Raw genomic sequence first — 21609 nt, 5'->3', positions numbered from 1 at the left:
AAAAATAACGGGGCGCCCGTTGCGCGACGTCCCGGGGAGCCCGCCACATGGCGGCAGCACACACTGTGCGCGCGATAAGCGCCTTCCCGCTATCGGCAAATACGAGCGAACTCGCGATGTTACGCAGATTCGGCGGAGCCTTCAAGGGCCATGGCACGACCTGGCCGCCGCATGTCTGTCAAAACTCACCGACGGCGAACAGACGCCGATGTTCTTTGATCGCATAACGGTCGGTCATGCCGGCGATGTAGTCGGCGATGGCGCGCGGCTCGCCCTCGCATTCTGCCCTGATGCGGTATTGATCGGGCAATAGCCGGATGTTCGATAGAAAGGCGGAGAACAGGTCCTTGACGATGCGTCGCGCCTTGGTCGTCATGCGCACCACTTGGTAGTGGCGATAAAGCGATGTGTGCAGGAAGTGTTTCAACTCACGGTTCATTTCGTGCATTGCTGGTGAAAAGGCGACCAGCGGCGGGGCCTCGGCCACATCTTCGAGGGTCGCAATCCCCAACCGGGCGATGCGCGCCTGTGTTTCCGCGAGCAAGTCGGTCACCTGCGCATCGATCATCCGGCGCACCGTTTCGTGGATCAGCCGGCGGCCGGTCAGATGAGGGAATTCCTGCAGCGCCGCCGTCCGATGTTCGGCGAACAGCGTCAGCGATTCGAGCGCATCGAGAGTGATCAACCCCGAGCGCAAGCCGTCGTCGACGTCATGGTTGTTGTAGGCGATCTGATCGGCGAAATTGCAGACCTGCGCCTCCAGCGACGGGCGATGGTCTTTGAGGAAGCGTTCCGCGACTTCGCCCAATTCGCGCGCTTTCGCTGGCGAGCAATGTTTGAGGATGCCAGCCCGCGTCTCGAACATCAGATTCAACCCGTCGAAGGCGCCATAGCGCTCCTCGAGCTTGTCTACGATGCGCAAGGACTGCAGATTGTGCTCGAAGCCGCCGTAATCGGCCATGCATTCGTTCAGCGCATCCTGCCCGGCATGACCGAACGGTGTGTGGCCGAGATCGTGCGCCAGTGCGATCGCCTCGGTCAGATCGTCGTTGAGCTTGAGCGCGCGCGCGATGGTGCGCGCGATCTGCGCGACCTCGATCGAATGCGTCAGCCGCGTGCGGAACAGGTCGCCTTCGTGATTGACGAAGACCTGGGTCTTGTATTCGAGACGCCGAAAAGCCGTCGAATGAATGATGCGGTCGCGGTCGCGAGCGAACTCGCCGCGCGTCTTCGGCCGCGGCTCGGGATGCTGCCGGCCGCGTGAATTGTGCTCGCCGACGGCGTAACTGGCCAGCTCACTCACAGCAGGTTTCGATCGCCGCGCGAATCTCGGGCAGCGGCGCATCGGCAAAGGTCATCGCCTCACCCAGCTTTTTCAGTAGCACGAGGCGTAACTTGCCATCGAGCACCTTCTTGTCGTGCGCCATCAGGTCGAGATAGCGGTCGACGCCGAGTCTGGGGCCGCGCACCGGCAGATGGGCCCGTTCGAACAGTTTGATCACGCGCTGGACATCGGCCTCGCCGAGCCAACCCAGTCGCCTCGACAGCTCCAGCGCCATCACGGTGCCCGCCGCCACCGCTTCGCCATGCAGCCAGACACCATAGCCAGCCCCTGCCTCGATCGCATGACCAAAGGTGTGGCCGAGGTTCAATAGGGCGCGCCCCCCCTCCTTGGCGGTTTCCAGTTCGTCACCGGCGACGACCTGCGCCTTGTTGGCGCAGGAACGTTCGATCGCGAAGGCAAGCGCCTGGCCGTCGCGCGCCATCAGACGTTCCATCTGGGCATCGAGCCAGTCGAGAAAAGGCAGGTCGCGGATCAGGCCATACTTGATCACCTCGGCCATCCCTGCGGACAGCTCACGGTCGGGCAGCGTTCGTAGGGTATCGGTGTCGGCGACGACCAGGCGCGGCTGCCAGAAAGCACCGATCATGTTCTTGCCCCGTGGGTGGTTGATGCCGGTCTTGCCGCCCACCGAGGAATCGACCTGGGCGAGCAGCGTGGTCGGCACCTGGATGAACGGCACGCCGCGCTGATAGGTGGCAGCGGCAAAGCCCGCCAGATCGCCGATCACACCGCCGCCGAGCGCGACGATGGTCGTGCCCCGATCGCAGCGCTCATCGAGCAGGTGATCGTAAATGCGGTTGAGCGTCTCCCAGTTCTTGTAGGCCTCGCCATCCGGCAAAACCAGTGCCGTCGTGCTAGCGCCGACTTTGGCGAGCGCTGCCTGCAAACGGCCTAAGTAGAGCGGCGCGATCGTTTCATTGGTGACGATCGCCGCGCGCTGGCCAGCAAGGCTCGAGAACGTACCGGCGGATTCCGCCAGCAAGCCGGCGCCGATCAGGATCGGATAACTACGTTCCTTGAGCTCGATGGTCAATGTGTGCATGGGCTGGGCAATAGCTGCTTGAGTTCTTTGACGATCGTCGTCGCATCGCGGCCGGCTTCGACGACCAGATCGGCGACTTCACGATAGAGCGGGTCACGCTGGATGACCAGTTGCCGAATCCTGGCCAGCGGGTCGGCCACCTGCAACAGCGGTCGGCTGCGGTCATGGCGGATGCGCGCAAAGATCAGGCCCGGTTCGGCGTGTAAATATACAACGCAACGACTCGCCAACAGTCTCGCGCGGTTGAGCGGATCGAGCACCACCCCGCCGCCGGTGGCGACGACGAGTCCCGGGCGAGTCACGATTTCTGCCAAAAGCTGCATTTCCCGGAGCCGGAAACCGGCCTCGCCTTCGATCTCGAAGATGGTCGCGACGGACACGCCCGTGCGCCGCTCGATTTCGCGGTCGAGGTCGACGAACTCGCGCCCTGTCGCCGCGGCAAGGCGACGGCCGAGCGTCGACTTGCCGGCACCCATCATGCCGATGAGGAAGGTCGGCGGCCCCGTGAATAAACTACTCAAACGAATCTGGTCTCGCCCACACTCAGCGCATGCTTAGCGCATTGTCGATGATCTTCGGCGTGATCATGACCAGCAGCTCGACGCGGTTGTCAGTACGCGAACGGGTCTTGAACAAGAAACCGACATAAGGCAGATCGCCGAGGAAGGGCACTCTCGTCGTGCTATCGCGTTCCTCTTGCTCATAGATGCCGCCGATGACAACCGTACCGCCATTGTCGACCAGGACGTCGGATTCCACTTCCTTGGTCTTGATCGAGTAACCAAGGAAAGAGCTAACCTGTGGCCCCAGGGCATTCTTGGTGATCTTCAGCTTCAGCATGACGCGGCCGTCGGGTGTGATGTGCGGCTTGACCTTCAAGGACAGATTTGCATCTTGCCAGGCGATCGAGGTCGCACCCGAAGCACTCGACACCAGATACGGGACCCGCACGCCTTGTTGGATGGTTGCCTCCATCTGATCCATCGTCATGATGCGTGGGCTGGAGATGGTCTTGCCCTTGCCATCAGCCTCGAGGGCGGACAGCTCCAGGGTCAGCAGCATGGTCTTGGCTCGGTTCATCAAAGTCAGTGCGAATTGGCCGGCCGGATTCGGCACCGCGAGATTCACCATCTGACTGTTCACGAGCTTCGGTGTCGGCACCTCGCGGGTATAGGTGATCTCGCCTGTGGTGCGGTCGATGTCGGTGATGATCGCGGTGGCCGGGTAGTTCCCTAATTCCGGCAAGTGTGCGTAGGCATCCTCACTCGATGCGGCAAGCCCGAAGCGCACGTTGGTGTCGCTGCCAATGCTGTGCCCGACATTCATGCCTTGATGGTCATGAGTGCCCAATCGGACACCGAGCGACTTGGTGAAATTGGTGTCCGCCTCGACGATGCGCGCCTCGATCAACACCTGACGCACCGGACGGTCGATCTGCTTCAGCAGACTGGAGATCATCTCGAGCTTGCTTGGCACGTCGTAGATGAACACTTGGTTGGTGCGTTTGTCGATGGTGATCTTGCCAACCGACGACAAGAATGCGGACGCCTTGTCCTTACCTTTCAAATCGTCCTTCTCTTTCTCGATCATCGTCAGCAAATCTTCCGCCTTGACGTAGTTGAGTTGGAACAACTCAAGACGGGGCTGTTCGGCGGCGATCGCGGTTTCGCGTGACTTGATCGCCTGCTCGTCGCGTGCGGCAAGTTCGTCTTGCGGCGCGATCCAGATCACGTTGCCGTTCTTGCGCATCGCCAGGTTCTTCTGTTGCAGGACGATTTCGAGCGCCTGATCCCACGGCACGTCGTTGAGGCGCAAGGAAACATTACCGCCGACCGAGTCGCTGATGACGATGTTGAAATTGGTGATGTCGGCGAAGACGTGTAGCAGCTCGCGTAAGGGAATGTTCTGAAAGTTGAGCGAAACGAGCTCGCCCTGATAGCCCTTCTTGCTGCCTTGGAAGAGCTTGCTCGGGTCCTCCTTGACCGGCCGAACCTCGACGATGAACTGGTTGTCGCTCTGATAAGCGGTGTGCTCCCACAGGCCGGTTGGAACGATTTCCATGGTCACGCCATCGCCTTCCGGACGTGTCGTCACCGCGGTAACCGGCGTGCCGAAATCGACGACATCGAGACGTTTGCGCTGCGATTCGGGCAGCCGTGTCTTTTTGAAAGCCACATACAGTTTCGAACCTTTTTGAGTCACGTCGATGGCAGCGTCAGACGAGCTCATGTCGACGAGCACGACGCCAGCGCCCTCCTTGTTGCGACGGAACTGGATGCTGCGGATTTCGTTCTCCTCGCTGCGACCGGTCTGGGCGAAATGCTGCACGCCGGCAGGTGTTGCGGCAACGTCGGAACGCACGTCGTCCAACAGTGTGATGGTGAGCCGTTTGCCATCGACGCGTGCCTCGAAACGGGCATTCTGCGCCAGATTGAGAACCAGTCGGGAACGATCACCGGCCTGAACGACGTTGTAGCTGCGCAAAACCCCTTCATTGACCGGTTTGCTGGTATGACCCAGGCCGTTTTCCGTAGCGGGGAAATCGAACACGATCCTGGCCGGGTTGGTGATCATGAAATTCGAGGGCGTCGCCGCAAGCTCTTTGCGCAGCGTTAGCTTGACGACGGTACTCCCGGCGACCTTGCCGACCTCGAGGCTCTCGATGACATTCGTCTTGCCGGTCTGCTCAGCGTTTTGCGCCAGGGATGGCGTGACCGCCGCCAGCAACAGGGTCAAGCCGGTCATAAGTAAACGCATGAATTTCATTTTTTCGACTCCTTGCCCTGCGCCCCGTCTCTGAACTGCAGGGTCATTTCCCGCTCCACCCAGTCGGACGTCTGCCCGCTCGGGTCCTGCACGATTTCCTTCAAGACGATCTCGTTGGGCGTGATCGCCACGATGCGGCCGAAATTCTGGCCGAGATAATTGCCGACACCCACCTGATAGACGACACCGTCGGCCTGGACGATGGCCCGTTTCGTCTTGCTTTTGGTTTTGTCGACCACGCCGATGAAACTGATCGACTCGAGCGGATAGTTTTCGAGCTGCTCGCGCGGGCGGTCGAAATCCGGCTTGTTCGCCCCGCCCGCCCCTTTCCGCTCCGGCTCGATCCGGGAGGGATTGAACGGATCCACCATGTCGTTCGCTTCATAGGAAACGACGGGAAAGGGCTTGAGCTCGGGTAGCGGAGGAATGCCGCCCTTCAAGTCGCGGGAAGACTCTTCCATCCACTGTCTGATCTCGTCGTGCCCGCGCTCGGCACAACCAGCCAGAGTGAGCAGCGCAAAGAAATAGATGCCAAGCGCTCTCATTTCTTGGCCCCCTTGGCTTTTTCCGCTCGTTTTCGCGCTGCCATCTCTTCTTCATCGAGATAGCGGAAAGTCTTGGCGATGGTGCTCATGGTCAGCACATCCCCCGATTTTCCGGGCGCGACATTGATATCGTTCAAGGTGACGATGCGTGGTAGCTTGGCGATGTCGCCGGCAAAATTGCCGAAATCATGATAACTGCCCGTCAGGTTGATCGTGATCGGCAGCTCCGCGTAAAAGTCTTTCACGACCTCGCTCCCTGGCTTGAAGAGCTCGAACTGCAAACCGCGCCCCAAGCCCGCCTGGTTGATATCGACCAGCAGCGATTCCATTTCAGCCGCATTGGGCAACTGCTTGAGCAGTGCCCCGAAGGAGCGCTCGATCTCGACCAACTGGTTGCGATAGGCGTCGAGATTGACCGCCTGCTTTTTCTTCGCCAGCCAATCCTCTTTGAGCTTGGCCTCTTCCTGCCGCTTTGCCTCGAGATCTTCATACTGAACCTGCCAGCCAAACCAGGCGGCCGCCGCGACCAATGACACAAACAGGCCAACGAGGACGACGATGCGAGGAATCAGTGGCCATGCGCCAGGATCTTTCGGATCGAGCGTGCGAAAATCCTCTGCGATCGATTGGAAATCGATCTTCGGCATTGCCGGTTTCGCCATACCGGAAGGCAGCGCTGGCTTCTTCATTTTTTGTTCACCCCCGTTTTTTTCGCGCTGCCTGCCGCATCTTGCGCGGTGGACTGACGGGTGAAGAAGACGTTCATCGCAAACTCGCTCAGGCGCCGCTTGCCGACTTGCGCGGCCTTGATCTCGATCAGCACCGGCCGCTCCAGCAGCGGTGACTCGTCGAGGTTGTGCATCAGCGTCGAGACTCGGGCGTTTGATTGCGCATACCCGGTCAGCGTGATCTTCTGCCCTTCCTGCCTGATCGTCTTCAGATAGACCCCACTGGGCAATTGACGCGCCAACTCATTGAACAGGTGCACGGTCTCGGAACGATTCACCTGCAAGGACTCGATCACCTGCTTGCGCTGCAGGAGTGCCTCGGTCTGTTCCTTGAGCTTCTTGATTTCCCCGATCTGCTTGTCGAGGGCGGCGATCTCGTTCTTCAGGAAGCGGTTTTTCTCTGCCTGATGCTCGATCATCGCATTGATCAAAGTATAGCCGAAGAACCAGATGACACCGGCAAGCACCGCCACCAGCCCGGCCAGCGCATAGAACTGCTGTCGCAATGCCTTGCGACGCGTCTCCCGATGCGGCAGGAGATTGATGCGGATCATGGATCGAACCTCCTGAGCGCCAGGCCGCAGGCTACCATCAAGGCCGGCGCATCCTGTACGAGCTGCTTCGGCCTCACTTTCGATGAGAGCATCATCTCAGCGAAGGGATTGGCGAGCACGGTATCGATCTGGGTACGCTCGGCCACCACCGGGGCGACACCAGGCAACAAAGCCCCGCCCCCCATCAACACGATGTGATGCACCTCGCTGTACTGGGTGGAAGTGAAAAAGAATTGGATGGCGCGCGACACTTCCAGCGCCAAGGCATCCAGGAATGGCTGCAGAATCTCGCTTGCGAAATTTTCCGGCATCGGCCCGGTGCGCTTGAGCGCCTCGGCCTCATCGAAGCTCATCCCGTAAGCCCGCACGATGTCCTGGGTCAACTGATTGCCGCCGAAGGCCTGTTCGCGGGTATAGACCTGCTGATCGCCGCGCATCATCGTGACTTTCATCGCCGAGGCGCCGATGTCGACCAGTGCAAACAAAGTCTCAGGAGTGCTGCCCGCGAACTGCTCGCGCACCAACTCGAAGGCGCGCAGCATCGCGTAGGATTCCACATCCATCACCACCGGCTTGAGGCCGGCAGCCTCGGCAACGGCAACGCGATCCTCGACCCCTTCCTTGCGCGAAGCCGCGATCAGTACCTCGACCTCGTCGGGGTCGTTGGCCGTCGGACCGATGACCTGAAAATCGAGATTGACCTCGTCGAGCGTAAAGGGAATGTATTGGTTCGCCTCTGACTCCACCTGCACCTCCATTGCCGATTCGCGCAGGTTGGCGGGCAGGATGATTTTCTTCGTGATCACTGCCGCGGTGGGCAGCGCCATCGCGACATAGCGTGTCGCAGTATCGAGCCGTTTCCAGCAGCGAGCGATCGCACCGGTCACTGCATCGTGATTGGCGATGTTGCCATCGCTTACCGCACCTTCCGGCAGAGGCTCGATGGCATAGCACTCCAACTGATACCCTTCCCCACGCCCAGCGGAGAGTTCGACCATCTTGATGGCCGCCGAACCGATGTTCAATCCGACCAGAGATCGCGCTTTGGGATTGAGGATCGAAAAATCGAAGTTCAAGATAATCCTTGATATTCAGTTAGTTGCATCGTTTATCGATACTTCGGATCAAATGCTAGCAGCAACATTATCGGCTGTAAAGATTTTTTTTGAATACTCGCCAGCCATTCTTTTCGATTCTGCATTCATACAACACTCGGACGAGCGTTACGAAGGAAGAGACTCCCAACACCCTCTATAATGCAACGCCTACCGCCGCGACACAAATTTTTTCACGCTGACCATGCTTCGTTGGATATTACTGCCGGTCGGCGCAATCCTGGGTGCAATGCTTGCAGCGCTTGCCCTCTTGGGCATTGCGCTGATCCTTGCCTGGCCGCGCCTACCTTCGCTCGAGGCGTTGACCGACTATCGTCCGAAGATGCCCTTGCGCGTTTATACCGCCGATGGCCATCTGATCGGCGAGTTTGGCGAAGAGCGGCGCCAGTTCGTGCGCATCCAGGATGTGCCCGAGATGATGAAACAGGCGATCCTCGCCGCCGAGGACGAGCGCTTCTACCAGCACCCCGGCGTCGACGTGGTGGGCATCCTGCGCGCCGGGTGGGCCAATCTGATCAGCGGAGGAAAAAGGCAGGGGGCGTCGACGATCACGATGCAGGTGGCGCGCAATTTCTTCCTCAGCTCGGAAAAGACCCTGACGCGCAAGCTCTATGAAGCCCTGTTGGCCTTCAAGATCGAAAACAGTTTGTCGAAAGACGACATCCTGCAGATCTATTTCAACCAGATCTACCTCGGTCAGCGCGCTTACGGTTTCGCCGCCGCGGCACACATCTATTTCGGTAAGGACATCCATGAGCTGAGCGTTGCCGAGATGGCGATGCTCGCCGGACTGCCCAAAGCACCCTCGACTTTCAATCCGGTCGCCAATCCCAAGCGGGCGAAACTGCGCCAGCAATACGTGTTGCGGCGGATGCGCGAATTGAACTTCATCGACGCGGAACAGTACGAAAAGGCGCTGCAGGAACCGCTCCAGGTTCGGCGCCAGATCGACGGCTTCGCCTTGAAAGCCGATCATGTCGCCGAAATGGCCCGGCAGATCGCAGTCGAAGCTTTTCCCGACGCTTATACCGCAGGTCTGACGGTCATCACGACGCTCACCCGCCCAGAGCAGGAAGCTGCGTGGCACAGCCTGCGCCAAGGCGTGATCGACTATGACCGTCGCCATGGCTATCGCGGCGCGGAAGGCTATGCCGACATGAAGGCGATCACCCGCGATGACGACGAAGCCCTCGAGGATTTGTTATCGGAAGTAGCGGATGCGCCGGATCTGCGGCCCGCGCTGGTCTTGGAGGCAAGCCCGGAAAAGCTCCGCGCCTATCTGCCTGGTGGCGAGATCGTCACCGTCGAAGGCGCGGGTCTGAAGTTCGCCCAGCCGATGCTCGACAACCGTGCGCCACCCAACAAGCGCCTGCGTCGGGGGGCGATCATTCGCGTCAGCCAGGACAGCAAAGGACACTGGCAGATCGCCCAATGGCCGGAAGTCGAAGCCGCCTTCGTCGCCGCCGACCCACGCGATGGCGCAGTGCGCGCATTGGTCGGCGGGTTCGATTTCGCCGCCAACAAGTTCAACCACGTCACCCAAGCCTGGCGCCAACCCGGTTCGAGCATGAAGCCCTTCGTCTATTCCGCGGCGCTGGAAAAGGGCTACACGCCGCTGTCGGTCTTTCCGGACGAACCCTTGTCGATTTCCGCCGAAGAAACTGGCAGCCAGGCGTGGGCGCCGAAAAACTATGATGGCAAATACGAAGGGCCGATGACGCTGCGCACGGCGCTGACCAAATCCAAGAACATGGTTTCGATCCGGCTGATCCGCGCCATCGACCCGCACTATGCGCAGGATTACATCACTCGCTTCGGCTTCGATGCCGACAAGAATCCGCCCTATCTGACACTGGCCCTCGGCGCCGGCAGCGTCACCCCCTGGCAGCATTTGGCGGCCTATGCCGTGTTCGCCAATGGTGGCTACCGGATCACCCCTTACATCGTCAAGCAGATCCTCGATGCCAATGGCAAGATACTGGCCGAAACGCCGCATGGACAGGCGGGCGACGAAACCCTGCGCGTGATCGATGCGCGCAATGCCTGGATCATGAACAGCATGTTGCAGGATGTCGTGCACCGCGGCACCGCGGCACGCGCCGGCCAGGTGCTCAAGCGCGGGGATCTGGCGGGCAAGACCGGCACCACCAACGATTACGTCGACGCCTGGTTCTGCGGTTACCAACCGACGCTGGTCGGCATCGCCTGGATGGGTTTCGACCAGCCGCGGCGGCTCGGCAATGGCGAAACCGGTGGGCGCGCCGCGCTGCCGATCTGGATCAATTTCATGCAGGCCGCGCTCAAGAATGTGCCTGAAATGCAGCCCGCGATGCCCGACGGTATTGTGCGGGTGACTGGACAGGATCCAGCCACCGGTGCGCCGATCAGCGATTACGTGTATCGGGAAGCGATTCCTGAGCCGGCTGCCGAGGGCTCCTCTTTCCTATCTGACGTGCTGCGCTTCTTCACCGGAAAGAGCCCTGCCGCCCCGGTGCAAGAAGGACAGGCGAAACCCGTCGCACCGTAGTCCGCGGCCTACCAAGCGAGTTTCACCGTCGCTCCGGCCTGCGCAGCGATGCAGCGTGACAGCAGGGCAGGCAAACTTTCGCCGCTTTTCGTATCCAGCCAATGTCCTCCCGGCTCAGCCGGTGGCTTGAAATGAAAGCCGCCGGCCTTCGCGGCCACCCAGATCTCCTGCGCCGCTGCGTGGCGATTGACGATGATCTTGCTGCCATCGGCGAAATCCAGCTCGATGATGCCGCCGGGCTTGATCTCATAGTCCCAGTCAGTGTCTGCGCGTTCCTGCAGCGCCTCCAGCGCGGCTTCGATGCGTGCCAGCTCGGCATCCGCCATCGCGAGGAATTCCCGTTCGTTCAATTTCACCTCCGTGTTAACATGCAGACATGAACCTGCGCTTTCTCCTGGCCATCCTGACGGCTGCCGCGGCACTATCCCTTACCGCCTGCGGCAATAAGGGCCCGCTCGTGCTGCCCGAGAAAAACGCTGCGCCCGACGGCACATCTTCGCAAGTTAAGTCCTCATGATCGAAATTGCAAACGGCAGCGCACACGTCGAGGGTGTGCCGCTGGCCGAAATCGCCGCCCGTCACGGCACGCCCTGCTATGTCTATTCCCGCGCAGCGCTGGAAAATGCTTTCAATGCCTACCGCGAGGCCCTTGCGGATCGGCCGGCGCGCATCTGCTATGCCGTCAAGGCCAACTCGAATCTGTCGATCCTGAAGCTGTTCGCGTCCTTGAGCGCCGGCTTCGACATCGTCTCCGGCGGCGAACTCGCCCGCGTCATCGCGGCAGGTGGCGATCCGGGCAAGGTGGTGTTTTCCGGTGTCGGCAAGACACGTGCGGAGATGCAGGAAGCCTTGGCCGCGGGCATTTACTGCTTCAACGTCGAATCGGCCAGCGAGCTGGAACATCTGAACGCCGTGGCAGGTGCGGCAGGCGAGCGCGCACCGATCGCCTTGCGCGTCAATCCGGATGTCGATCCGAAAACCCATCCCTACATCTCCACCGGACTCAAGAGCGCGAAATTCGGCGTGGCCTTCGACACCGCGATCGATTTGTACCGCCGCGCGCGGGCGCTGCCGCATCTGGAGATTCGCGGCATCGCCTGTCACATCGGCTCGCAGCTGATCGACCCGCAGCCGGCTGCCGATGCCGCCGGCAAGGTTGTCGAGCTCGTCGACCTGCTCACTGCGGAAGGCATCGTCTTTAGCCACATCGACCTGGGCGGCGGCATGGGCATCCGCTACCGCGATGAACCGGTGCTGTCGGTCGCCGACTATCTCTCGCCGATGCTCGGTCGGCTGGCCGATCGCAAAGAGCTGTTGCTGCTCGAACCGGGTCGCTCGCTGGTCGGCAATGCGGGACTGCTGCTCACGCGCGTCGAAATCCTCAAGCACGGCGCGGAAAAGAACTTCGCCGTGGTCGATGCCGCGATGAACGATCTGGCTCGCCCCGCGCTTTACGATGCCTATCACGAGATCGTCAAAGTCGGCGGTAGCGAGACGGCACACCGTCAGCGTTACGAAATCGTCGGCCCGGTCTGCGAATCCGGCGATTTCCTCGGCCACGACCGCGAGCTGGCGCTTGCCGAAGGCGACCTTCTGGCGATCCTTTCGGCCGGCGCCTATGGCATGGCGATGAGCTCGAACTACAACACCCGGCCGCGGGCCGCCGAAGTGATGGTAGCGGGGACCGAAATGCGCCTGATCCGCAGGCGCGAGACCATTGCCGAACTGCTCGCCAACGAGCTGCCTTTGCTGTAACGGCTCTTCAGTTGCAGGCGCCACGCACCTCGGCCATATCGGTCAGGCCGCGCAAGGCCTTTTCGATGCCATCCTGCTTCAGCGTGCGCATGCCCTGGGCCACGGCTATGCGCTGGTATTCAGCGGCCGGCGCACGGTGCACCACCAGTTCTCGGATCTCCGGCGTGCCTTCCAGCAGCTCGAACAAGGCCATGCGGCCCTGGTATCCGGTCATCCCGCATTGCTCGCAGCCCTTCGCTTTCCACAGAGCCAGCTCAGTGCCATGCGTCAGCTGTTTCTTCCAGCCATGGACGATCAGCTCGCGTTCCGCCAGCGAAGGCATGCGCTTGTGCGCCGAGTAGTAATACTCGCTGGTCAGATCATCGATCTCGCCGGAGCCGAGCAGCACTTTTTCGGCACAGTGGGTGCACAGGCGGCGGGTGAGGCGTTGGGCAAGGATCATGATCAGCGCATCGCCGAGATTGAACGGATCGACTTCGAGATCGATCAGACGCGCCGCCGTCTCGGACGCCGAGTTGGTATGCAAAGTCGATAGCACGAGGTGGCCGGTCATCGAAGCTTCCAGGGCGATCTTGGCAGTCTCCTGATCGCGCATCTCGCCGATCATGATGATGTCGGGATCGGCACGCAGGAATGAACGTAGCGCGGCGGCGAAAGTCCAGCCGATTTTCGGATTGACCTGCACCTGACAGATTTTTTTCTGCACGATCTCGATCGGATCTTCCGCCGTCCAGATCTTCTTGTCTGGTGTATTGAGCTCGCGCAGTGCGGAATGCAGCGTCGTCGTCTTGCCGCTGCCAGTCGGTCCGCACACCAAGATCAGGCCATAGGGACGATGGATCAGTCGCCGGAACAGAGTGAGGTCGCGTTCGGACATCTTCAGTGCTTCCATCGGATACGGGTCGCCCGCATGCAGCAGGCGGATGGAGACGTTCTCGATGCCGCGGGTGGTCGGAATGGTGGCCACACGTAGGTCCATGCGTTCGCGGCCAGGGCGCAAGAATGAGATCTTGCCGTCCTGGGCGATGCGCCGCTCGGAGATGTCGAGATTCGACATGATCTTGATGCGCGATACCACCGCCCGATGGTAGCTCGCTGGGTATTGTGAATATTCTTCCAGCCGACCATCGCGCCGGAAACGAATATAGGCCAGCGCATCGCCATGGAAGCTCTCGATATGGATGTCGGAGGCATTCACTTCGGCGGCATCGGAAATGATTTTGTTCACCAACCCGACGATCGAGGCATCATCCTGCGTCAGCGTGCTGTCGGTGTCGCTATCGGCTTCGGCATTGGCGAATTCGATATCTGGCGTGCCGAGGGCTTTTTGGGCGAGGGTGCGAAACTCCTCCTTACCCTGCTGTACCGAACGCACCTGGCCATAATCGAGCAACTTCTGGTCGATCTGTGCGCCACTCGCCATCACCAGTTCGACCTTGCGCTTGGTGAGGAAAACGAAATACTCGCGCTGCTCGAAGCTGAACGGATTTTCGACGGCAAGAAACAGCGTGCCATCGAGCATCGCGATGGGAATGGCGCGCAAGCTCTTGGCCACCTCGGGAGCGATCGTGCGCATGGTCTCCGCCTCGACGTGAAAACGTTGTAGATTGACCATGATTACGCCATATTGCAGACAGAGCGCTCGGATCACTGCTTCTTCGTCGACCATGCCCAAGTTCAGCAACACTTTGCCGATCGGCTCGCGTTTCTTGCCGCTGCGGCCATCGTTTTGTGCCTGGATCGCTTTGGCTAGGTCGGCGTCGGTGATGTCGGCATACTGCTTGAGGATTTCGACGATCCTGCGCCGATCGCGCGCTGGCAGACGCTCACCGGCGGCGCGTCGTTTCTGCAACTCACGCAGCTCCTCGAGACTAGCGATTTCCGGCCAGCTGCCAATCGGTCGCATTTTCGCAGCCTCCTGAGCAACCGGTGCCGGGGTCTGCACCGGTCGGCTTTTCGCCTGGGGCGACGGGCCGGCTGCTGAAGAGGCCGCAACACCGGCGGGTGCGGCAGGCACCCTGGCTGGGGCCGGGGTTGTTTTCTCGATGCTAGAGCCACCATGTTTAAGAAACAGTTCATCAGCCTCGTCCGTCTTGATGGCCGCAAACGGATCGAATTGATTGGCGACGAATTGCGGATACAAACGGTCATGATGGCTCTTCAGTGCAAAGAGTTCCATCATCACTTCGCTGGTGAAACCATGCCGGTCGGGACGATCGGAGAAGACCAGATCTTCGAGTAGCCTGACACAGTCAGCCGTACCCCACGAGGCATCCAATTCGCGCAGCAGATGCTCGTGCTGCTCGAGCAGATGGACCGGAAACCCTTGCTCGGCCTTGGCGAAAACGCTGCCGATTTTCGGGTACTTCTGGATCAGATCAGCCATTCGGACCATTTCAGCTCACATGGCAGGCAATCATTGAAGAATTCAAAGCACGTATCGCGACAAATCCTCGCGGCGGGCCAGCTCGGCAAGACGTTGTTCGACATAGCCGCCATCGATGGTCACCGTGCCGGTCGTGGCGGCAAACGAGACTTCTTCGAGCAGTTTTTCCATCACCGTGTAGAGCCGGCGCGCGCCGATGTTCTCGGTGCGTTCATTGACTTCGAAGGCGATTTCGGCAAGGCGCCGGATGCCATCCGCGGTGAATTCGAGCGCAACACCTTCGGTGGCGAGGAGCGCCTCGTACTGGCGCGTCAGACAGGCATCGGTCTGGGTGAGAATCCGCTCGAAATCTTCCACCGAAAGGGAATCCAGCTCGACGCGGATCGGAAAGCGCCCCTGCAGTTCGGGGATCAGGTCGGAGGGCTTCGCGAAATGGAAGGCGCCGCTGGCGATGAACAGGATGTGGTCGGTCTTGATCATCCCGTACTTGGTCGACACCGTCGTGCCTTCGACGAGCGGCAGCAGATCCCGCTGCACGCCCTGGCGCGAGACATCCGCGCCGTGGGTTTCGCTACGCGAGGCGATCTTGTCCATCTCGTCGAGAAAGACGATGCCGTTGTGCTCGACATTGCGGATCGCGCGCGACTTCACCTCCTCGTCGTTGATGAGCCGCGCGGCCTCCTCGTCGGCCAGCGCCTTCAACGCGTCACGGATCTTCATCTTGCGCGTGCGTCGCTTGCCACCGGAAAGACTTTGAAACATCCCTTGCAGCTGCTGGGTCAAGTCCTCCATGCCAGGCGGGGCGAGGATTTCCATGCTGGCGATCGGCATGGCCACCTCGATCTCGATTTCTTTCTCGTCGAGCTCGCCCTCGCGCAGTTTCTTGCGAAACTTTTGGCGGGTGCTGCTTGCCTCGACCGGTGCCGTCATTTCAGCGCCGACTCTCGCAGCAGGCAGCAAAACGTCGAGGATGCGGTCTTCGGCGGCATCCAGCGCCCGCTCGCGCACTGCCTTCATCGCCCGTTCGCGCTCATCCTTGACCGCCGTTTCGGCAAGATCGCGGATGATGGTATCGACGTCGCGGCCGACATAGCCGACTTCGGTGAACTTGGTCGCCTCGACCTTGATGAACGGCGCATTGGCAAGCCGCGCCAGCCGCCGGGCGATCTCGGTCTTGCCCACGCCGGTGGGCCCAATCATCAGGATGTTCTTCGGCGTGATCTCGGAGCGCAAGGGTTCCGCCACCTGGGAACGACGCCAGCGGTTTCGGAGCGCGATCGCCACCGCGCGTTTGGCGCGATCCTGGCCGACGATGTGCTTGTCGAGTTCGGAGACGATCTCGGCGGGGGTCATCTGGGTCATCTCGTTTTCCTTCGGGTCATGCCGCGGCGGCTCTGGCCGCCACCAACTGCTGTCGGACGAACAAGCCGATGATCAATGTATCCTCGGCCGACATTTCCATGAACTGGGCTCCATAGCGCGGCGCGCCATCCAGCACATCCGGCTGTCCGGGATAGACCGTGCGCACCACTGCCCTGAGGCTCATCAAATAAACGCTGTCCGACAACGTCAGCTTGAAGTTGCACAGGACTCCGATACCAGGCTTGAGGCTCGCAAAGCGCGATGCGAACGAAAGACCGCCGGTACTCAGATCCATGACGATGCCTGCTGCCTTTTCATTCGCGGTTTCGATCGCGGCGATCAGGCGCACGCCGACCCGCTCCGAACGCCGCACCACGATACCGGTCACCTCGGCGGGGTAGTTGAGATGCAGATGCGGAAAAGGTTTGAGGACGACGGCGAGAACCGAGGAGGGAAAAGCTACCACATGCTTGCCGGAAAACACCTTGGCAAAGACCGATTCACCTTCCTTCAGAAAAATGGCACCGCGCTCGTCGGCAGGCACGGTGATGATGACCGACCGGCCTTTGAGATAGCCGATCAGGCTGGCCGTGATGCGTGAGCCGTCGAGATTGCGGTCGAGGTAGATCGTATCCCCTGGCTGGATCGCCGTTTCGCTGAGCAACATGCGCACACTCTTCTGCGGCGCTGCCGAGCTTGCCGGCGATGGTTTTTCGATCGTCTCCAATAACTTGCCGATTTCGGCATCCACTGCCCGTACCGCACCGCGCTTGAGCAGGGTTTTCTTGGCCTCGGCATCGAGAATCGATCCCTTGGCCAGCAATAACGTGCCATCCGGGTCGAAGACGTCCCATTCGACCGGTCGATCGGTCAATAGCTCGCTGGCCGTGATCGTGGTCATCGCCATCGGAACTCGTACCCCGTCACTCCAAGGTTTCGATCAGATGATTCTGGTTGGTATAGATGCACAAATCGGCGGCGATCGTCAGCGCCTTCTTGACGATCTCGGCCGGCGCGAGATCGGTGTTTTCGAAGAGCGCCCGCGCGGCGGCCTGCGCGTAAGGCCCGCCGCTGCCGATCGCGACGATGCCCAGCTCCGGCTCCAGCACATCGCCGTTGCCGGTGATGATCAAGGAATTGTCGCGGTCGGCGACCGCCAGCATCGCTTCGAGGCGCCTGAGCATCCGGTCGGTGCGCCAGTCCTTCGCCAGCTCCACCGCAGAGCGCAGCAGATTGCCCTGATGCTTTTCGAGCTTCGCTTCGAAGCGCTCGAACAGCGTGAAAGCATCCGCCGTGCCGCCGGCGAAACCGGCGAGGATGCGCTCGTTGTAAAGCCGGCGCACTTTCTTGGCGCTAGCCTTGACGACGACGTTGCCAAGGGTTACCTGGCCGTCGCCGCCCAAGGCGACGACCGGCCCGCGCCGCACCGAGAGGATGGTGGTGCCGTGATACTGCTCCATAAGCCGCTTTCATGAAAATGAAGCGGCGATTTTACTCCTCGAAAAAGTCGGCGCAGGCGGGGCGGCACTCGCTGGCGCCGCAACTGCGACGCGGGATCGAGGCAAGACCACCGGCACGGCAGGCAGCGCGGCGAAACCAGGTAGCGCCTGGCACTCGATGCAAGCTGCGTTCCCGCCTTCCAGCGCATGCGTGACGCCATGCTCGGCGAGCGCGAATTGCGCCCAGAGCAAGGTGGCGGCAAGCAGCAACAGGCGCAGCAAGCGGCTCATCGAACCCCTTTCGCGCAGGCGGCGCAAGTGCCGCGCAGATCGAATTCGGCTTCGTCGAGTTGAAAGCCGGGCGGAAGCTTGGGCGCCGGCGGTCGCGGCGCTTTGAGACAAAACACGCCGCCGCAAGCCTGACAGCGGAAATGCAGATGGTCCTCGTGCGGGCGCGGCGCACCCGCAGCGGCGAAGCGGAACACGCCGCGCGCATCGGCGGCCTTGGTGGCCAGGCCATGCCGGACGAAGGCATCGAGGATGCGGTAGAGGGTGACGCGGTCGATCTTGGCAAGCAGCGCCTCGAGCTCGGCATGGCTCATCGGCCGGGCAGCAGCACGCAAGGCGTCGAGCACCGCCAGCCGCGGCTGGGTCACCTTGATGCCGGCAGCGCGCAACAGCGCCGCGGAAGTCGGGGGAAGGGTTCTCTCGCCCATATGCGAATCAAACCACAGTCCTCCCATAAATGCAACATTGTTGCGTTTGCCTATGAATCGTGCTTGAATGCGCCGCCATGAGCCTTCCTCTCCTCGCCCAGATCGTTGCCGGCTGTCTGTTGGGCGGTCTGCTTTCGCTATTCGCCGCCGCCCTGGTGATGTTCGGGCTGCCCAGGCGCTGGCTGACCTATACCGTCAGCTTCTCGACTGGAATCCTGCTCGCCACGGCAACATTGCATCTGATGCCGGAGGTGCTCGAATCCGGGCTCACGCCGCACGAAGTCTTCCCGCTGCTGCTGGCCGGTATCCTCGGTTTCTTCGCGCTGGAAAAGTTTGCCCTCTGGCGCCACGCGCATGGCAACGATGCCCATCCCGACGCCGGTCACTGCGAAGACCATACGCACAGCCATCATCACATGCGCCTCGATGATGGCACGCTGTCGATCCTCGTCGGCGATGGCTTTCACAACTTCACCGATGGCCTGTTGATCGCCGCCGCCTTCCTCGCCGACCCAAAACTCGGCTGGGCCACCACGCTCGCCATCATCGCCCACGAAGTGCCGCAGGAAGCCGGCGACTTCGCGATCCTGCTTTCCGCCGGCTGGCGGCGCGGCCGCGCGCTGTTCTGGAACGGTGTTTCCAGCCTCGCCTCGCTTTTCGGCGGCATCGTCGGCTATTTCGCGCTGGAGCGCGCGCTCGGCTGGGTGCCGCAGATCCTGACGCTCGCCGCGGCGAGCTTCCTCTACATCGCGGTGGCCGACCTGATGCCGCGCCTGAAACGCGAGCAGCAGGGCCTCGTCTGGCATGCCGCTTTGCTCGCCTGCGGTATCGCGATCGTCGTCTTTTCCAGTACCCATTCCCACTGATGGAGCTTCTGATGCCCAAAGTTCTTCCCGTGCTTGCCGCATTGACTTTCGCCCTACCCGTCCTTGCCCAGCACAGGCATGTGCATGGCGAAGGCCGGCTCGAGGCCGTGCTCGACCAGGACAACGTGATGCTCGAACTCGAACTGCCGCTCGATGCCGCCGTCGGTTTCGAGCGCGCGCCCAGGAACGAAAAGGAAAAAGCCGCGTTGGACAAGGCCGTGAAGACGCTCAAAGACGCAGCGGCGCTATGGCGTTTTCCTGCCGCCGCGGGCTGCGTCGTCCAAGATGTCGCGATCGAGCTGCCGAAGTTCGACGGTGGGGAACATGCCGATCTCGCAGCACGTTATCTCATTCGCTGCAGCAATCCCGCCGCGCTCAAGGAGATCGAAACGACGCTGTTTACGACGATGCCGCGCCTTTATCGACTCGAAGCGCAGCGCGTGGGACCCTCAGGCCAAGGCGCGCAGCGGCTGACACCGAAGGCTCCCGTGTTGGCCTGGTAAGCTGGAAGGCGTGAACGCCCTTTCGATCACCGATCTTTTTTTCCGCTGGCCCAAGCAGCTTACAGCTTGTCTCGACATCGCCGATTTCAGCATCGAAGCCGGCGAGCGCGTGTTCCTGCATGGGCCTTCCGGCAGTGGCAAGAGCACGCTGCTCAATCTGATCGCCGGCGTGATGCTGCCCGAGCGCGGCCGCATCCTGCTCCTGGGGCAGGACATCAGCCGGTTTTCCGGTCCCCGGCGCGACGCTTTCCGGGCGGAACACATCGGCTTCGTCTTCCAGCAGTTCAATCTGCTGCCGTGGCTGTCGGCCCTCGACAACGTGCTGCTGCCTTGCACGTTTTCGGCGCGGCGCAAGGCACGCGCCGGGCAGCCCCGCGCCGCCGCAGAACGTTTGCTAGACGAGCTCGATCTCGCCCCCGAGCTGTGGCATCGGCCCGCCGCGCAGCTGTCGGTCGGCCAGCAGCAGCGGGTGGCCGCGGCGCGGGCGCTGATTGGCGGGCCGGAGATCGTCATCTGCGATGAACCAACCTCGGCCCTCGACGCGGCGCGCCAGCAGACTTTCATCGATTTGCTGCTTCAGGAAAGCACGGCAGCGGGCGCCGCCTTGCTTTTCGTCAGCCACGATCTGCGGCTGGCCGCCCATTTCGACCGCATCGTCACGCTTTCCGACATCAACCGCGCAGCACAGGAGGTGACGGCGTGAAGGCCATCGTGCGGCTTGCCTTGCAAAGCGCCTGGGCGCGCCGGCTCACGCTCGCCATCGCGCTGTTTGCGATTGCCCTTTCCTCGGCCGTGCTGCTCGCCGTCGAGCGCGTGCGACTCGATGCGCGCGCGAGCTTTTCGCAATCGATCTCCGGCGTCGATCTGGTGGTCGGCGCGCGCACCGGGGGCGTGCAGTTGATGCTCTATGCGGTGTTCCATTCGGGCGCGGCGACCAACGACATCCGCTGGGAAAGCTTTACGGCCATCGCCGCTCACCCGGCCGTCGCCTGGGCGGTGCCGATCTCGCTCGGCGATGGCCATCGCGGCTTTCCGGTCGTCGGCACGACGGCCGCTTACTTCGAACATTTCCGCTATGCCGACCGTAAGCCGCTGGCCTTTGCCGCCGGCAAGCCGTTTGCCGACGTCTTCGAAGCCGTGCTCGGCAGCGAAATCGCCCGCGCGCTCGGCTACCGGCTCGGCGATCGCATCACGCTGTCACACGGCATGGCCGAATTCGGGCCGGAGCATGGCGACAAACCCTTCAAAGTCGTCGGCATCCTCGCGCCGACCGGCACGCCGGTCGATCGCAGCATCCATGTCGGCCTTGAAGCGATCAGCGCGATCCATCTCGACTGGGCGGGTGGTGCACCCTTGCCGGGTTTGTCGATCCCGGCCGAATACGTGAAGAAATTCGATCTCGCGCCGAAGGAGATCACCGCCGCGCTGGTGGGCTTGAAAAACCGCGCCGAGGTCTTCCGCGTGCAGCGCTGGATCAACGGCTATCGCGGCGAGCCGCTCTTGGCCGTGATGCCTGGGGTGGCGCTCGACGAGCTGTGGCAAACGATCGGCATGGTCGAAAAAAGCCTCCTCGCCGTCTCGGCCCTGGTCGTCGTGGTGGGGCTTTCCGGGCTGGCCGCGACACTTTTGGCGGGCTTGAACGAGCGCCGGCGGGAACTCGCGATCCTGCGCAGCCTCGGTGCCGGAGCCGGCGACATCTTCCTGATGCTCCTCATCGAGGGTTGCGTCGTGACGCTGCTGGGCGCACTGGTGGGCGTCGCGCTGCTCGCCGCCGGCATCGCTGTCTTCGCGCCCGTCGTCCAAGCGCATTTCGGCATCGCGCTCTCATTGCGCCTGCCGGCAGCCAGCGAATGGTGGTTATTCGCCGCGATCCTCGCTACGGGTCTTACGGCCAGCCTCGCGCCGGGCTGGCGCGCGTGGCGCATGTCGCTCGCCGATGGACTCACGCCAAGGAACTGAA

General features: G+C 61.6%; 22 protein-coding genes. 7 read left to right on the top strand and 15 right to left on the bottom strand.

The features are described from left to right. Nucleotides 1-178: 178 nt before the first annotated feature. Genes EL335_RS02335 through EL335_RS02300 form a run of 8 tightly spaced genes read right to left on the bottom strand, consistent with a single transcriptional unit; the run spans nucleotide 179 to nucleotide 8056 of the window. Nucleotides 179-1303 carry a deoxyguanosinetriphosphate triphosphohydrolase gene (locus EL335_RS02335; RefSeq protein ID WP_126444064.1) on the bottom strand — a complete coding sequence of 375 codons (1125 nt, stop codon included), beginning with the start codon at nucleotides 1301-1303 and terminating at the stop codon, nucleotides 179-181. Further along, nucleotides 1296-2387, bottom strand: a complete 1092-nt coding sequence (gene aroB, locus EL335_RS02330; RefSeq protein WP_126444063.1) for a 3-dehydroquinate synthase — start codon at nucleotides 2385-2387, stop codon at nucleotides 1296-1298. The genes EL335_RS02335 and aroB overlap by 8 nt, the downstream gene beginning before the upstream one ends. Then, complete coding sequence (locus EL335_RS02325; RefSeq protein WP_284155412.1) at nucleotides 2375-2908, bottom strand: shikimate kinase; 534 nt, start codon at nucleotides 2906-2908, stop codon at nucleotides 2375-2377. Before EL335_RS02325 ends, aroB begins: the two co-directional genes overlap by 13 nt. Before the next feature lie 22 nt (nucleotides 2909-2930). Continuing rightward, a complete protein-coding gene (locus EL335_RS02320; protein WP_172600003.1) occupies nucleotides 2931-5153 on the bottom strand; it encodes a type IV pilus secretin PilQ in 2223 nt (740 codons plus the stop codon). Further along, nucleotides 5150-5698, bottom strand: a complete 549-nt coding sequence (locus EL335_RS02315; protein WP_126444062.1) for a pilus assembly protein PilP — start codon at nucleotides 5696-5698, stop codon at nucleotides 5150-5152. The genes EL335_RS02320 and EL335_RS02315 overlap by 4 nt, the downstream gene beginning before the upstream one ends. Beyond that, nucleotides 5695-6360, bottom strand: coding sequence for a type IV pilus inner membrane component PilO (locus EL335_RS02310; RefSeq protein WP_126447619.1), 666 nt, complete (start codon nucleotides 6358-6360; stop codon nucleotides 5695-5697). Before EL335_RS02310 ends, EL335_RS02315 begins: the two co-directional genes overlap by 4 nt. Nucleotides 6361-6383: 23 nt before the next feature. Further along, the gene (locus EL335_RS02305; protein ID WP_126444061.1) at nucleotides 6384-6980 is read right to left on the bottom strand and encodes a PilN domain-containing protein; all 597 of its coding nucleotides are present in this window, start codon (nucleotides 6978-6980) and stop codon (nucleotides 6384-6386) included. Further along, nucleotides 6977-8056, bottom strand: coding sequence for a pilus assembly protein PilM (locus EL335_RS02300; RefSeq protein ID WP_126444060.1), 1080 nt, complete (start codon nucleotides 8054-8056; stop codon nucleotides 6977-6979). Before EL335_RS02300 ends, EL335_RS02305 begins: the two co-directional genes overlap by 4 nt. A 223-nt stretch (nucleotides 8057-8279) precedes the next feature. On the opposite strand from EL335_RS02300, the gene EL335_RS02295 reads away from it, so the two are divergent. After that, nucleotides 8280-10622, top strand: a complete 2343-nt coding sequence (locus tag EL335_RS02295) for a penicillin-binding protein 1A (protein WP_126444059.1) — start codon at nucleotides 8280-8282, stop codon at nucleotides 10620-10622. Nucleotides 10623-10630: 8 nt separating this feature from the next. On the opposite strand, the gene cyaY is transcribed toward EL335_RS02295, so the two are convergent. Beyond that, complete coding sequence (gene cyaY / locus EL335_RS02290; protein WP_284155411.1) at nucleotides 10631-10978, bottom strand: iron donor protein CyaY; 348 nt, start codon at nucleotides 10976-10978, stop codon at nucleotides 10631-10633. A gap of 20 nt (nucleotides 10979-10998) precedes the next feature. Here cyaY and lptM point away from each other — a divergent pair, with 20 nt between their 5' ends. Beyond that, complete coding sequence (gene lptM, locus EL335_RS14560) at nucleotides 10999-11139, top strand: LPS translocon maturation chaperone LptM (RefSeq protein ID WP_126444057.1); 141 nt, start codon at nucleotides 10999-11001, stop codon at nucleotides 11137-11139. Continuing rightward, nucleotides 11136-12377, top strand: a complete 1242-nt coding sequence (lysA, locus tag EL335_RS02280; protein ID WP_126444056.1) for a diaminopimelate decarboxylase — start codon at nucleotides 11136-11138, stop codon at nucleotides 12375-12377. The genes lptM and lysA overlap by 4 nt, the downstream gene beginning before the upstream one ends. Nucleotides 12378-12384: 7 nt before the next feature. Here the strand turns inward: lysA and EL335_RS02275 are convergent, their stop codons facing one another. From EL335_RS02275 to EL335_RS02250, 6 genes are read right to left on the bottom strand one after another with little or no spacing between them, the layout of a single operon-like run. Then, complete coding sequence (locus tag EL335_RS02275; RefSeq protein WP_172600002.1) at nucleotides 12385-14763, bottom strand: GspE/PulE family protein; 2379 nt, start codon at nucleotides 14761-14763, stop codon at nucleotides 12385-12387. A gap of 42 nt (nucleotides 14764-14805) precedes the next feature. Next, complete coding sequence (hslU, locus tag EL335_RS02270) at nucleotides 14806-16125, bottom strand: ATP-dependent protease ATPase subunit HslU (protein WP_126444054.1); 1320 nt, start codon at nucleotides 16123-16125, stop codon at nucleotides 14806-14808. Between the two features lie 16 nt (nucleotides 16126-16141). Further along, nucleotides 16142-17032: a flagellar brake protein gene (locus EL335_RS02265; RefSeq protein WP_126444053.1), complete on the bottom strand. Its 891-nt coding sequence runs from the start codon at nucleotides 17030-17032 to the stop codon at nucleotides 16142-16144. 16 nt (nucleotides 17033-17048) lie between these two features. Beyond that, nucleotides 17049-17585 (bottom strand): ATP-dependent protease subunit HslV, encoded by a 537-nt coding sequence (hslV, locus tag EL335_RS02260; RefSeq protein ID WP_126444052.1) that lies wholly within the window; start codon nucleotides 17583-17585, stop codon nucleotides 17049-17051. Between the two features lie 9 nt (nucleotides 17586-17594). After that, nucleotides 17595-17855: a hypothetical protein gene (locus tag EL335_RS02255; RefSeq protein WP_126444051.1), complete on the bottom strand. Its 261-nt coding sequence runs from the start codon at nucleotides 17853-17855 to the stop codon at nucleotides 17595-17597. Then, nucleotides 17852-18280 carry a Fur family transcriptional regulator gene (locus EL335_RS02250; RefSeq protein ID WP_172600001.1) on the bottom strand — a complete coding sequence of 143 codons (429 nt, stop codon included), beginning with the start codon at nucleotides 18278-18280 and terminating at the stop codon, nucleotides 17852-17854. Before EL335_RS02250 ends, EL335_RS02255 begins: the two co-directional genes overlap by 4 nt. Nucleotides 18281-18357: 77 nt before the next feature. On the opposite strand from EL335_RS02250, the gene EL335_RS02245 reads away from it, so the two are divergent. Genes EL335_RS02245 through EL335_RS02230 form a run of 4 tightly spaced genes read left to right on the top strand, consistent with a single transcriptional unit; the run spans nucleotide 18358 to nucleotide 21608 of the window. Continuing rightward, nucleotides 18358-19146 (top strand): ZIP family metal transporter, encoded by a 789-nt coding sequence (locus EL335_RS02245; protein WP_126444049.1) that lies wholly within the window; start codon nucleotides 18358-18360, stop codon nucleotides 19144-19146. Nucleotides 19147-19157: 11 nt separating this feature from the next. Continuing rightward, entirely contained in the window at nucleotides 19158-19649 is a 492-nt protein-coding gene (locus tag EL335_RS02240; protein ID WP_172600000.1) for a DUF2796 domain-containing protein, read from the top strand. A 10-nt stretch (nucleotides 19650-19659) separates the two neighbouring features. Further along, nucleotides 19660-20352, top strand: a complete 693-nt coding sequence (locus EL335_RS02235; RefSeq protein ID WP_126444047.1) for an ABC transporter ATP-binding protein — start codon at nucleotides 19660-19662, stop codon at nucleotides 20350-20352. Further along, the gene (locus EL335_RS02230) at nucleotides 20349-21608 is read left to right on the top strand and encodes an ABC transporter permease (RefSeq protein ID WP_126444046.1); all 1260 of its coding nucleotides are present in this window, start codon (nucleotides 20349-20351) and stop codon (nucleotides 21606-21608) included. Before EL335_RS02235 ends, EL335_RS02230 begins: the two co-directional genes overlap by 4 nt. The last annotated feature ends 1 nt before the right edge of the window (nucleotide 21609 follow it).

The organism is Sulfuricystis multivorans (assembly GCF_003966565.1).
In the GTDB taxonomy this organism is placed as follows: domain Bacteria; phylum Pseudomonadota; class Gammaproteobacteria; order Burkholderiales; family Rhodocyclaceae; genus Sulfuricystis; species Sulfuricystis multivorans.
This window is presented reverse-complemented; position numbering and strand designations above follow the sequence as displayed.